General features: G+C 71.8%; 12 protein-coding genes. 7 read left to right on the forward strand and 5 right to left on the reverse strand.

The features are described from left to right. The first annotated feature begins 216 nt into the window (after nt 1–216). The 7 genes from CWT10_RS15785 to CWT10_RS15815 all read left to right on the forward strand — a co-directional run bounded on the left by CWT10_RS15785 (nt 217) and on the right by CWT10_RS15815 (nt 8,427). Entirely contained in the window at nt 217–1,620 is a 1,404-nt protein-coding gene (locus CWT10_RS15785) for a uroporphyrinogen decarboxylase family protein (protein WP_416171672.1), read from the forward strand. Then, the gene (locus tag CWT10_RS15790; RefSeq protein WP_103061801.1) at nt 1,617–3,308 is read left to right on the forward strand and encodes a protoporphyrinogen/coproporphyrinogen oxidase; all 1,692 of its coding nucleotides are present in this window, start codon (nt 1,617–1,619) and stop codon (nt 3,306–3,308) included. Before CWT10_RS15785 ends, CWT10_RS15790 begins: the two co-directional genes overlap by 4 nt. Then, nucleotides 3,305–4,501, forward strand: a complete 1,197-nt coding sequence (hemC, locus tag CWT10_RS15795) for a hydroxymethylbilane synthase (RefSeq protein ID WP_233187988.1) — start codon at nt 3,305–3,307, stop codon at nt 4,499–4,501. The genes CWT10_RS15790 and hemC overlap by 4 nt, the downstream gene beginning before the upstream one ends. Next, nucleotides 4,498–5,370 carry a uroporphyrinogen-III synthase gene (locus tag CWT10_RS15800; protein WP_103061802.1) on the forward strand — a complete coding sequence of 291 codons (873 nt, stop codon included), beginning with the start codon at nt 4,498–4,500 and terminating at the stop codon, nt 5,368–5,370. Before hemC ends, CWT10_RS15800 begins: the two co-directional genes overlap by 4 nt. 55 nt (nt 5,371–5,425) lie before the next feature. Continuing rightward, nucleotides 5,426–6,520, forward strand: coding sequence for a porphobilinogen synthase (gene hemB, locus CWT10_RS15805; protein ID WP_103061803.1), 1,095 nt, complete (start codon nt 5,426–5,428; stop codon nt 6,518–6,520). 71 nt (nt 6,521–6,591) lie between these two features. Then, complete coding sequence (hemL, locus tag CWT10_RS15810) at nt 6,592–7,998, forward strand: glutamate-1-semialdehyde 2,1-aminomutase (RefSeq protein ID WP_128683678.1); 1,407 nt, start codon at nt 6,592–6,594, stop codon at nt 7,996–7,998. Nucleotides 7,999–8,169: 171 nt separating this feature from the next. After that, nucleotides 8,170–8,427: a PspC domain-containing protein gene (locus CWT10_RS15815; RefSeq protein WP_103063694.1), complete on the forward strand. Its 258-nt coding sequence runs from the start codon at nt 8,170–8,172 to the stop codon at nt 8,425–8,427. On the opposite strand, the gene CWT10_RS15820 is transcribed toward CWT10_RS15815, so the two are convergent. The 5 genes from CWT10_RS15820 to CWT10_RS15840 form a co-directional block, all read right to left on the reverse strand. Further along, nucleotides 8,415–9,311 carry a macro domain-containing protein gene (locus CWT10_RS15820; protein WP_103063695.1) on the reverse strand — a complete coding sequence of 299 codons (897 nt, stop codon included), beginning with the start codon at nt 9,309–9,311 and terminating at the stop codon, nt 8,415–8,417. The two genes, CWT10_RS15815 and CWT10_RS15820, sit on opposite strands and share 13 nt — an antisense overlap. A 78-nt stretch (nt 9,312–9,389) precedes the next feature. After that, entirely contained in the window at nt 9,390–9,884 is a 495-nt protein-coding gene (locus CWT10_RS15825; RefSeq protein WP_103063696.1) for a Dps family protein, read from the reverse strand. A 195-nt stretch (nt 9,885–10,079) separates the two neighbouring features. After that, nucleotides 10,080–10,460, reverse strand: a complete 381-nt coding sequence (gene trxA / locus CWT10_RS15830; protein WP_103063697.1) for a thioredoxin — start codon at nt 10,458–10,460, stop codon at nt 10,080–10,082. 890 nt (nt 10,461–11,350) lie between these two features. After that, complete coding sequence (locus tag CWT10_RS15835; RefSeq protein WP_103063698.1) at nt 11,351–12,823, reverse strand: glycoside hydrolase family 1 protein; 1,473 nt, start codon at nt 12,821–12,823, stop codon at nt 11,351–11,353. Next, nucleotides 12,816–13,160 carry a PTS sugar transporter subunit IIA gene (locus CWT10_RS15840; protein WP_103063699.1) on the reverse strand — a complete coding sequence of 115 codons (345 nt, stop codon included), beginning with the start codon at nt 13,158–13,160 and terminating at the stop codon, nt 12,816–12,818. Before CWT10_RS15840 ends, CWT10_RS15835 begins: the two co-directional genes overlap by 8 nt. Between the last annotated feature and the right edge of the window lie 3 nt (nt 13,161–13,163).

Below are 13,163 nucleotides of genomic sequence, written 5' to 3' on the forward strand. Positions count from 1 at the left end.
GCACTATTATCACCGGTACCGCCCTCAACTATTCCGACGCAGCGTCAGAACCCTTTTCCGACGTCACGTCACCTGGTTGATGAGCCGCTCCTTTGCGGGCGAAAGCAGCCACGGCGCGAACGTTCCGGGGCGGGGCGACACAGCGTTCGAACGGCGTTCTCAGACGACGCCATGTCATGTCATTCCTACCGCACCCATCAGGACGAGGAGTATTTCGTGACTACTTCCGTGCAGAATTCCGGCGGGGCGGGCCGCGCAGGCGGTAGCGCCGACTTCGCGGGCGCCAACACCCCGCCAACACGGAGGCCGGCCCTGCTGGAGGCCCTGGCCGGGCAACGGCCGGCGCGCACGCCCGTGTGGTTCATGCGTCAGGCCGGCCGCTCCCTGCCGGAGTACCGGGCACTGCGCGAACGCGCGGGGGCGCCCATGCTGGATGTGTGCCTGTGGCCGCAGCAGGCCGCCCGGGCGACCCTCCAACCGGTGCGCCGCCACGGGGTGGATGCGGCCGTCTTCTTCTCCGACATCATGGTGCCGCTGCGGCTGGCGGGCGTGTCGGTGCGCATCGAAGCCGGCACCGGCCCGGTCCTGGACACCCCCGTGCGCGACAGTGCGGGTGTGCGCCGACTCACCGCGCACCGCTTCGGTGATGCCGACCGAGCCGGGACAGGGCCGGACGGCGGCGCGCTCGACGGCGCCGCCGCAGTGAACGCCATCCAGGCGGCCGTGCAGGCGGTTGTGGCGGAGTTGGGCAGTCCGGGGCAGCCAGGTGCCGGCGCACGCCCACCGCAGCAGGCGGACCGCGCCCACAGCCACCAACGCGGGGAACCGCCCCGCATGCCAGCCGCCCCCGTCGGCCTGTCCGCCCGGGCACAGGCGGGTCTGGCGCATTCACGGGGCACCTCCGACTGGACCCCACTGCTCGGCTTTGGCGGGGCACCGTTCACCCTGGTGGCCTACCTGACCGAGGGCCGCCCCTCCCGCGACCACCTGGCCGCCCGCACCCTCATGCACGCCGACCCGTCCGCCTGGGAGTCGCTAATGACCTGGGCCGCCCACCTGACGGGACAGTTCATGGCCGCCCAGGTGCGTGCGGGCGCGGCCGCCGTACAGCTCTTCGACTCCTGGGCCGGAGCCCTGCCCGCCGCCGATTACCGTGAGAAGGTCGCCCCGTACTCGGCGCTGGCACTGGATGTGGTCCGCGACGCCGTCTCGGCCACCACCGGCGTCGCGGCCCCTACGATCCACTTCGCCACGCGGGCGTCACACCTGCTGCCCGAGCTGCACCGCACCGGGGCCGACATCCTCGGCGTGGACGAATGCACCGACCTGGCCCGCGCGGCCACCGCCCTCGGTGCGGGACCTCGGGACGATGGGGCCGGCACCCGCCCGGTGCAGGGCAATCTCGACCCGGCGCTGCTAGGGGCGCCGTGGCCTACGCTCGCCCGGGCGGTCGACGCCTGCCTGGAGGCGGGCAGGGCGGCGAGCGCCCACGTGTTCAACTTGGGCCACGGCGTGCCGCCGTCAACCGACCCGGATGTGCTCACCCGGGTGGTGGCGCGCGTGCACGGCTCGCAGGAATGGGAGCGTACGGCCCTGGCCGGATGGGATGGTGAGGCATGAAGGAGCGACAGCGGGCGGGTGCCGACGGCATGATCGAACGGCACGACGCGCTGGTGGTGGGCGGCGGCGTCGCCGGGCTGGCCGCCGCCTGGGAGCTGACGCGGGCCGGACACCGCCCGCTGCTGATCGAGGCGCGCGGCTATACCGGGGGGCTCGTCGCCGGAGCCGACATCGGCGGGGTGCGCATGGACCTGGGGGCGGAGGGATTCGTGATCCGCGGCGAAGCGATCACGCAGATGGTAGATGCCCTGGGGCTGGAAGTGGTCGGCCCCGCCGGCGGCGGTGCGCGCCTGTTCCTGCCCCCTTTGGGGGCCGAACACGCCCACAACACCGCCGCTCCGGCCGCCGTGAGGCCCGCGGGCGCTGCGGGCGTGGCCCCCGATCCGGCTCGCGGCTGGCAACTACACCGCTTCCTGCGCAACGGGTTCCTGGGCATCCCCGCCGACCCGCGCGCCGACGACGTCGTGGCTGTCATCGGCCCAGAGGCGGCCGCCCGGGCGGCCCGCGACGCCGAACTCGACGGGGCGGTGGGCACCGGCCCCGAAGATCCCGCCGACCTGGCCTCCTTTGTGCGCACCCGCATGGGCGAGGCGGTCCTAGACCGCCTGGTGCGCCCGATCGTGGCGGGCATCCACAGCGCAGACCCCGCCGACCTGGCGGCCGACACCGTCGCCCCGGGGCTGCGCCGTGACACCGCCCGGCTGGGGTCCTTGCAGGCAGCCGTCGGCGAGCTGCTGGAACGTCGCCGGGCCCGGCGCCGCGGGGGCGGTGCCGCGGACGTAACCGTTGAGGGCGGCCTGTTCCGCCTCACCGATGCGCTGCGGGAGGCGATCGAGACCGCCGGCGGCCGGGTGCTCACCCGCACCGGTGCGCAGTGGCTGCGGCCGGCCACGCGCGCCACCGGCACCGGCTCCACCGGCACCTGGGAGGTGGGAATCGCCCCCACCACCCGCGGGGCTACGCTGTCGGACGAGCCGGTGGCGGCCGGGCCGCAGCGGGTGGTGCGCACGCCGCGAGTGGTGCTGGCCTGCTCGGCAGGGGCGGCGCTGCGGCTGCTGGCGGGCGTCCCCGGTGTGGACACCCGGGTGCAGGTGCCGGTCGGCGCCCCGATCGCCCGTTATCTGCTGGTGGTGCGCGCCCCGGAGCTGGCCGGCGCACCAGTGGGCTCCGGACTGCTGGTGGCCCCCGCCGCGCCCGGGCGGGCACCGGTGCAGGCGAAGGCGCTGTCGCACCTTTCTGTGAAGTGGCCGTGGATCGGGGAGCAGCTGCGGCAGTTGCACGGCCCCGCAAACGCGGACGCACAGGAAGGGGCGGTGCACGCGCTGCGCCTGTCCTATGGGCGGCCGGGCGAGCCGCGGCCGCAGGTGGGCCTGGCCGACGCGCTCGCCGACGTCAAGGCCTTCACCGGCGTACACATAGGTGAGGGCGACGTCATTGATTCGATGCTGGTGCGTTGGGACGGGACGCTGCCGCCGGTCACGCCCGCCTACCGCGAGCGCACCCGGCGTCTGCTGGCGCAGGTAGCCCCGGTGGCGGGGCTGGCGGTGACCGGGGCGTGGGTGGCTGGAACGGGCATTGCCGCCGTCGTCGCCCATGCCCGCGAGCAGGCGGCCGGGCTGTCCGGCGGGCAGCCGATGACGGCCGGAGTCAGGCCCGCACCACCCGTCCGGCAGGAGGAGCATGCATGAGCACCACAACGATGATCGGGGCGGGTTCACCGTCGGCGCGGACCGTGCGCCTGGGCACCCGCGGCTCGGCGTTGGCAATCGCCCAGTCCACGCAGGTGGCGCGGGCGATTGTCGCCGCCTCCCGGCGTATCGGCGCCGACCTTCAGGTGGAATTGGTCCAGATCCGTACCCGCGGCGACGTGGATGCCACCCCACTGACCCGGCTCGGCGGGATAGGGGTGTTCGCGGCCGCCCTGCGCAAGGCGCTGCTGGAGGGGAGCTGCGACCTGGCCGTGCACTCCTGCAAGGATCTGCCCACCGTCCCCGTGGCCGGGCTGCGGATCGCCGCCTTCCCCGCCCGCGAGGACCCGCGCGACGCCCTGTGCGCCGCGGGCGGGGTCGGACTGGCCGCCCTGCCGCGCCGGGCGCGAGTGGGCACCGGTTCGCCGCGTCGGGCCGCACAGCTGCTCGCCGCGCGCCCGGACCTGGAGATCGTTGGCGTCAGGGGGAATGTGCCCACGCGGCTGTCCCGGGTGGTCGGCGCGGTGGTGGGCGCGGACGGGCCGCTGGGCGCCGTGCGCGAACCCGACCTGGACGCGGTGGTGCTGGCCCTGGCCGGATTGCGCCGCCTGGGCCTGGACGGCTACGCCACTCAGGTGCTTGCGCTGCCCGGGGAGGGCGGGGCAGGCACGTCGCCGGAGCCCGGGCCGCGCGCCTCGGCGCCGGTGATGGTGCCGGCGCCCGCGCAGGGGGCTTTGGCCCTGGAGACGCGGGCCGATGCCGGGGCCGGAGCGGACCCGGACCCGGGCGGCGTCGCACCCGGCGTGGAACCCCTCGTGGGCGGCCCCGCCCGCGACCCGGGCCTGGCCGCCGCGCTGGCCGCCGCCCTGGTCGAACTGGATGATGCGCCCACCCGGGCGGCGGTGACCGCGGAGCGCGCACTCATGCGCGCCTTGGAGGCCGGTTGCGCCGCGCCGGTGGGGGCGGTGGCCGTTCCCGCGACGCTGGCGGACGGGAGCGCGGGACTGCGGCTGGATGGGGCGGTCGCCGCCGTCGACGGGTCCCGGATGCTGCGGGAGTCGGCCATCGGCGCACGGGCGGATGCCGCCGCGCTGGGGAAGGCGGTGGCCACGGCGCTGCTGGATGCGGGCGCCGCCGACCTGGTCGATCTGCGCGCCGCACCGCCAGGTCGCGGCCGTCGGGAGGCGCCATGAGTAAGGCCACCGCCACGACGGGCCGCGCTACCACCCCCCTGGCCGGGCGACGCGTGCTGCTGCCGCGCGCCAAGCCCGGCGATGGCATTGCCGCCGCGCTGGCCGCGGCTGGTGCCGAGGTGGTCTGCGTAGGCGTGACCCGGGCGGCCCCCGGACCCGTCGCTCCCCGCGAGCGGGCCGCCGCCGCACTGGCCGCCGGCGGGTACGCGTGGGTAGTGCTGACCTCGGCGCGCACCCTGGACTTCTTCGACCTGAGCGCGCTGAGTGGACCCACCGGCGCATCCGCCGCCGCACCGGCGACCGGGATTGCCGTGGTCGGCACCGGCACCGCGCGGGCCGTGCGGGAGCGGCTGGGCCGCGAACCGGACCTGGTGGCGGCCGGCAGCGGCGCCGCCCTGCTGGAACTTCCGCAATTGCGCGGCGGGCCGGGCGCCCCTGCGACGTCCTCACCCGCGTGCCGATCCGGGGCGACCGGGGTCGGGGCGGTTCGGGAGCGTCGACTGCTGCTGCCCGGCTCGGCCCTGGCCTCCCCCGCCTTGCGCGAGGGCCTAATCGACGCCGGTTGGCAGGTCGATGCCGTGGCCGCCTACACCATGGAACCGGTTGCGCTAGCCGAGCTGCCGGCGGGCCTCGCCGCCGACTGGGCGGCCGGCGGCTTCGACGCCGTCGTGCTGGTGGCCGGCTCCTCCACACGCGCCCTGGTGGACCTGGTCGGACCGCCTCCGCCGGCCACGCGCGTGGTAGCCATCGGCGCCCCGACCGCCGCGGCCGCGCGCACTGCCGGACTGCGCGTGGATGCCGTCGCGGCCCGCCCAACACCCGCGGGAGTCCGCGACGCCTTAATCACGACACTGCCTGATCCACCCTGAACTCACACCCTCCATAACCTCTATACCCGCCCGCATGCTTAAGGAGGCCGCCGCAATGACCCAGACGACATCCGCCTTCCCCCTGCCGGACCCGCGTGATCCCACCACCTCTCCGGCCGCCGACCTGCTCACCTCGCGGGGCGTGCCCGCGCCCGCCATCCCAACCGTCCGCCCGCGCCGCCTGCGCCGCACCCCGGCGCTGCGCGGGCTGGTCGCCGAGACCCGCATCGACCCCGGCCAACTGATCCTGCCGGCATTCGTACGCGAGGACATCACCGCCCCGAACCCGATCGCCGCCATGCCCGGCGTCGTACAGCACACGCTGGACTCGATCCGGCGGGAGGCCGCCGCCTGCGCCGAGGCGGGCGTCGGCGGCATCGACCTGTTCGGCGTGCCGGCCACGCGTGACCAGACCGGCTCGCAGGCCTGGGCCGAAGACGGCGTCCTCAACCGGGCGGTGGCGGCGGTGCGCGCTGAGGTCGGGGACGCGCTGGTGATATGCGCCGACACCTGCCTGGATGAGTTCACATCGCACGGCCACTGCGGCCTGGTGCGCCCCGACGGGGACCGGCGCGCGGGCGAGATCGACAACGACTCCACCCTCGCCCTGTACCAGGCGATGGCCGTGGCCCAGGCGGAGGCCGGGGCGCATATGGTCTCCCCCTCCGGCATGATGGACGGGCAGGTGGCGGCGATCCGCGCCGCCCTGGACGCAACCGGCCACGACGACGTCACCATCCTGGCCTACTCCGCCAAGTACGCCTCCGCCTACTTCGGGCCCTTCCGGGAGGCGGTCGGCTCCACCCTGAAGGGCGATCGCCGCACCTACCAGCAGGACCCGGCCAACCGCCGCGAGGGCTTGCGGGAGGCGCTGCTAGACGTGGAACAGGGCGCGGATCTGGTGATGGTCAAGCCGGCCGGCCCCTACCTGGACGTGCTTGCCGACGTTGCCGCCACCAGCCCGGTGCCGGTGGCCGCCTACCAGGTCAGCGGCGAGTACGCGATGGTGGAGGCGGCCGCCGCCAACGGCTGGATCGACCGCGAGCGCGTGATCATGGAGTCGCTGCTGGGTATTGTGCGGGCCGGCGCCGCCTGCGTGCTGACCTACTGGGCTCGCGAGGTCGCCGAACAATTGCGCGCAGGGCGGTGAAAGTGTGGTCCATCAGGCCGTAGGCTGCCGCCAGACCACCTCGATCGCTTCAGGAGCCCACCATGCCTTCAATGCCCACCAACGCCGAGCTGTTCGCCGCCGCCCGCGCCGTGATCCCGGGCGGTGTTGACTCCCCGGTACGCGCCTTCCAAGCCGTAGGCGGAACACCCACCTTCATCACGCATGCCCTCGGCGCCCACGTGGAGGACGCCGAGGGGCGCGTTCTAGTGGACCTGGTCGGCTCCTGGGGGCCGGCCCTACTCGGCCACGCCCACCCGGCGGTGGTCGAGGCGGTGCGCCAGGCCGCCGGCCGGGGACTGTCCTTCGGCGCCCCCACCGCCGCCGAGACCGAGCTGGCCGAGGCGGTGCGACGCCGCGTGCCGCCGGTGGAGCGGCTGCGCCTGGTGTCAACCGGCACCGAGGCCACCATGACCGCGGTGCGGCTGGCGCGCGGAGCCACCGGCCGCGACCTGGTGGTCAAGTTCGCCGGCTGCTATCACGGTCACAGCGACGGCCTGTTGTCGGCGGCCGGCTCCGGTGTGGCCACGGGCGGGCAGCCCGGTTCCGCGGGTGTGCCTAAGGCGGTGGCCGCACAGACGCTGGTCCTGCCCTACAACAACGTGGACGCGTTGGAGGCGTGCTTCGCGGCGCGCGGGGAGGAGATCGCCGCCGTCATCACCGAGCCGGCGCCGGCGAATATGGGTGTGGTGCCGCCCGCACCCGGTTTCAACGCGGCCATCCGTCGGATCACCGCCGCGCACGGCGCCCTGATGATCGCCGACGAAGTGCTCTCCGGCTTCCGGGTGGGCCCGGCCGGATTCTGGGGCCTGGAGGCCGTCGACGGCTGGAGGGCGGACGCCGACCTTGACAGGCCCACGCCATCGTGGCCGGGCGGCCGGGATGGGAACAACACCGCCTGGCGCGAGCGGGCGGCCTGGGTGCCGGACCTGTTCACCTTCGGAAAGGTCCTCGGTGGCGGCATGCCGCTGGCGGCGGTGGGCGGCCGCGCCGAGGTGATGGAGCTGCTGGCACCGCTCGGTCCGGTCTACCAGGCGGGCACCCTGTCCGGCAATCCGCTGGCGACGGCCGCCGGTCTGACCACGCTGGCCCTGGCCAACGATGCCGTCTACTCCACGGTCTCCCGCACGTCCAGGCAGATCCGGGCGATCGTGGGTGCGGCACTGGAGGATGAGGGCGTTCCCTACCGGGTGCAGCACTCCGGCTCCCTGTTCTCGGTCATGTTCGGCCCCGCGGCCGCCGCGGCGGGCGTGCGGGACTATGACGCCGCCCGCGCCCAGGAGACCTGGCGCTTCGCCCCGTTCTTCCACGCCTTCCTGGACGCCGGGGTGGCGCTGCCGCCCAGCGTGTTCGAGGCCTGGTTCGTCTCGGCCGCCCACGGGGACGCCGAGCTGGAACGCATCGCCGCGGCCGCGCCGGCGGCCGCCCGGGCCGCCGCCGCGGCGCGCCCCGGGGAGTAATCCTGTAGCGTGCCTGCAAGCCATGGGGTGGGTACCACAGGCTCCCGCGCACAGGGCACATTCCGAACCACCGGCCAACCCGGTCGCACCAACTCAGCGTCGGCCCTTACCAGGGCCGCGTCAGGGGTATCCCGGATACCGCCAGGTGGCGGGACTGGGCAGGCTGGCACCATGACACAGCAGCGTCCCACCAACCCCTACAGCCGCAACTCGTCCTCCTCCCGGCGCGCCAAGCCGTGGCGCTCGCGGCTGCCGCGGCGGTCCCACCGACGTCTGCTGGCGGGCGTTTGCGGCGGACTGGCAGAGCACTGGGGCGTGAGCCCCACGCTGGTGCGGCTGGCGACACTCGCCCTGGCGGTGCTACCGGGCCCTATGTGGGTGGTTTACGTGACCGCCTGGGTGCTCATGCCCGGCCCCTACGAGCGCTGAACCCAGCTCCCATCCTGGGTGGCGAGCGCGGCCTCATAGGCGGCGACGTCGACGTCGGCGAAGGCGCAGATGACGATCCGCAGCTCGGATTCGGGGTGCGTGCGCAGCCAGTCGATGAGGGTGTCCAGCACGAGCGGCGCGGCCTCATCCTTGGGATAGCCGTACTCGCCGGTGGACACCGAGCACAGGCCCACCGAGTCCAGGCCGGCGTCGGCGACGGCGTCCAGGACGCTGCGGTAGCTGGAGGCCAGCAGGTCGCGGTCGGCGTCGGTGGGGCGGCCGGCGGCGACGATCGGGCCGACGGTGTGGACCACGTGCGCGGCGGGCAGGTGGTAGCCGGAGGTGAGCAGGGCGCGGCCGGTCTCCTCGGGGCGGCCGTCGCGGGCGTCCATGTGGGCGGCGCATTCGGCGCGCAGGCCGGGGCCGGCGACGGCGTGAATGACGTTGTCGATGCAGGTGTGTCCGGGGACGAAGCAGCCCAGCATCTGCGCATTAGCAGCATTGACGATCGCCCCGGCCCGCAGGGTGGTCAGGTCGCCCCGCCACAGGGCGACCTGCTCGCCGAGCCGACCTGCCACCCCGTGGGTGGCGGCCAGGGTGGGCAGCGTCAGGGCGTCGGGGGCGCCGGCGTCGTGCACGCGCTGGGCGGCCTCGGCGGCGAGCATCTCATCCAGGTCCTCCCGAACGTCGTCGTCGGGGATCTCGCGGGGCGGGCGGATGGTGAGCAGCCCGTCCAGCAGCCGCCGCAGCTCCACCGGGGGGAGTTCGGCTAAGGCGGCGGGCGGCGGGAATGCGGCGACGTCGCCGGCCTGGACGGCCTCGGTGGCGAAGTGCCGGGTAAGGCGGTGCAGGCGGGCGACGTCGGCGGAAGGGGCGTGCGGCATGCGCTCAGGTTAGGCGCGCCGCCGCGTCGGCGGGCAGGGGCGGCCGACGCACGGGCGCGCAGGGCGCAGTTGGCGGCCTCAGTTGGCGGAGTAGTTCTGGGCCGAGAGGAACCAGCTCTGCTGCTCCAGGCGCTGGGTGTAGTCCTCCAGGATGCCGGAGGAGGAGGGGTCGGCCTCATCGACGGCGTCGTGGATGTCACGCAGAGTGGTGACCACGGCGTTGATGGCGGAGACGATGTAATCGACCGCGTCGGCGGTGATGACGGCGGCCTCGGGCGCCTCGGGGACGGTGGTCTGGGAGGCGATGGTGCCGGGACGACCGTCAGGGAAGACATTGATGGCGCGCATGCGCTCGGCGAGCTCGTCGGAGCCCTCGCGAGCAATGTCGACAACCTCATCCAGGTTCAGGTGCAGGTCGCGGAAGTTGGGGCCGACCAGGTTCCAGTGGACCTGCTTGCCGACGAGGCTGAGCGCGGTGATGTCCACCAGCGCGCGCTGCAGGTCGGCGGCGAGGGTCTCGGAGGCGGTGAAGGTCGGAATGACTGCGGGATTCTTGACTTGGTGATTGCTCATGAGTCGGAGTTTACAATCACGGAAGTTCGAACGGTAGGGCTTATCGCTCGTGAAGGAACCTGAACGGCACCCGCATGGCGTCCATGGCACGATGCCGCCCGACGCCGCAGATAGCGCATGCGTGCGTCGGGCGGCCGATCAGCCCGGGCCCAGACGATTCCAATCCATTCGGGCTCGGGCCGCGTTGGCGCACCGTCAGGCCTGCGCGGTGCCGGCGGGCTCCTCCTCAGCGATCTTGCGCTTGATGTCATCCATGTCGAGCTCACGCACCTGTGTGATCAGGGAGTCCAGGGCGGGGGCGGGCAGCGCCCCGGCCTCACGGTAGACGAGCACGTCGTCGCGGAAAACCATGAGGGTCGGGATCGAGGAGATGCCCAGAGCCCCGGCCAACTCCTGCTCGGCCTCGGTGTCGACCTTGGCAAAGGTGATGTCGGGGTTGTTCTCGGCGGCCTTCTCGAAGATCGGCGCGAAGCGTCGGCAAGGGCCGCACCAGGAGGCCCAGAAGTCGACGAGCGTGATGCCATCGCCACGGACGGTCTGGTTGAACTCTGCGCCGGTGATGTCTTTGGGGGCCACGGATCTTCCTTCCGGTAGGAGGGATTGAAGTGTTGTCTGCCGGGCACGCGCTGGCGCTGCCGACGCCCGGGACAACCGTCCTAGATGGCGAGGTATTCCGTGGGCCTGGTCATCCCGGTCGAGCGTGTCCCCACCCTCACCCTCACCGAGTTCGGTCGAAATAACCACCGAGTTCGGTCGAAATAACCACCGAGGTCGGTCGATCTAACCACCGAGTTCGGTCGATATAACCGTCGAGGTCGGTCGAAATAACCACCGAGGTCGGTCGAAGTTGCGAGGCTTCGACCGACCTCGGTGTGTGGTTGCGTGACCGACTCCTCTCTGATGCCGAGCTTCGGTGAAGGGGCTCCTCGGGTTTGAGGGTGTTGGCGGTGGTGGTGTAGGCCCGGTCGGCTGCCGGCCGCGTCGGTGGCGGGGGCGGCCTGGCGGCCGGCTTCAGTGTGGGCCCGGTTCGTCGTCAAAGGCGTCCCAGTCGATCGGACAGGGGGAGGCCCCGGTCGGCAACCAGACGCCCCGACCTGCCCACCATACCAGGGCGGCAGGCCAGCACCTGAGAGCCAAAGCGCCCAGAATCGACACAAACACCCCACCCCCGCCCAGCCCACACCCTCAGACTCGCTGAAACCATGCGGACCTAGTGGGCGGCGTCGGGCGGGGGATCCTCGTTCGTGCCGAATCCGGACACTTCCCCCACCCCGCCAGCCCCACCAACCGAACTCGATCGTCATATCTACCGAACTCGATGGTTATTTCGACCGAACTCGACGAACACGGCTCAACCGGAGGAGCCCGATACTGCCGAGGTCGGTCGACGTTACTGCCGAGGTCGGTCGATGTGGCGGGCACGGCGGTTGACCACCCGGCGGTCCCGGCGCCCGCATGGGAGGAACTCAGCCGAGGTCCTGCCCATTGCTCGCGATCACCCGCCGGTACCATGCGTAGGAGTCCTTGGGAATGCGTCTGCCGGTCCCTCGGCCGTAGTCATCAATGTCGACGTAGATGAACCCGTACCGCTTGGACATCTCCGAGGACGAGCAGGAGACGATGTCGATCGGACCCCAGGCGAAGTAGCCGCGCAGATCCACCCCATCCACGATCGCCTCCCGCATCGCCTCCAGGTGACGACGCAGGTAGTCGATGCGGTAGGGGTCGTGCACGGTGCCGTCGGCCTCCAGCACGTCCCTGGATCCCAGCCCGTTCTCGGTGATCATGATCGGCTTCCGGTAGCGGTCCCAGTATTGGTTCAGCGCCACCCGCAGACCGGTCGGGTTGATCGCCCAGCCCCATTCGGAGGCCTGCAGATGCGGGTTGGCGAAGCCGTCCGTGTCCCCTGCCGCCCAAGCCTCAGCGTCGATAATCCGGGTGTAGTAGTAGGACAAGCTCATGAAATCCGCCACGCCGTCGCGCAGAGCCTGGGCGTCCCCCGGGCCGAATTCGACGCGGATGCCCAGATCGCGAAACCGCCGCTTGGCGTAGCCGGGGTACTCGCCGCGTAGGGCTACGTCGGAAAAGAAGTACTCCATTTGGTTCTGCTGCAGCGCGGCGAGCACGTCCTCGGGCTTGCAGCTGGCCGGGTCGGCGTTGCCGTGGCACAGCATGACGCCGAACTCGAAGCTCGGGTCGATTGCGTGTCCGAGCGAGGTGACCTTGGCGGCCGCCACCATTTCATTGTGGACGGCCTGGTATTTGGCCTGCTCCAGGTTGTCCACCTTATCCGCGGCGACGCCGAGGTGGTTGAAGGACTCATGGGTGATCAGATTGATCTGATTGACGACGATCCAGTAGCGCACCTTCCCGGCCAGACGCCGCATCACCGCCTCGCAGTAGCGTACGAAGAAGTCAATGGTCTCCCGGCTGTACCAGCCGGTGTATGACAGGGTCAGGTTCACCGGCATCTCATAATGAGACAGGGTGATAACCGGTTCCATGCCCTGGGCGCGTATCTCATCGACTACTCGCTCGTAGAAGGCCAGTCCCTCCTCATTGGGTTCGGCGTCGTCCCCGTTGGGGAAGATCCGGGCCCAGTTGATCGAGGTGCGGAAGGCGTTCATGCCCGTACCCGCCAGCAGATGCAGGTCGTCGGCGTAGGTGTGGTAGAAGTCGATGCCGTCGCGCTTGGGGTAGCGTCCCTCGGTATCGCGCATGTGGAAACGCACTTGGCCGGTAGTCATCTCCCTGTTGGAGCGTCTCTCGGGCGGCAGGTCACCCCGGTAGAGATTGATGTCGGCCAGGCACCAGCCCTTGCCGTCCTCCTGCCAGGCGCCCTCCGCCTGGTTCGCGGCGATGGCGCCGCCCCACAGGAAGCCCTCGGGGAAGCCGACGGGTACGTCCAGCGGATCAGTCGGGTCTGTTGTTTCAGTCATTTCGGTCCTCCAGAGCACGGATGCGCCCATCCTGGGCGCGGAATACGGACAGGAGCCTGCGCACCAGACGCAATTCGCTGTAAGCAGTCATGAGGGTGTCTTGGGCGTGGGAGAAGAGTGCGGCGTAGGCGATTCGTTCGCCCTCCGCCTCCTGTTGAATCAGCGCGGTATGTACCTGATGAGCCCGCCGGATGCACCCATCGGCCGCATCCAGGAACGCGGTGGCCTCGGTAAAGTCCGACTGCTCCATGGCCTCCACGGCCCGGTAGGTCTCACGCCGTGCGTCGCCGGAGTGGATGAGTATCTGCATGGAGGCATCGATAATGCTCTGATTCACGTT

The organism is Actinomyces qiguomingii, from assembly GCF_004102025.1.
Lineage (GTDB): Bacteria > Actinomycetota > Actinomycetes > Actinomycetales > Actinomycetaceae > Actinomyces > Actinomyces qiguomingii.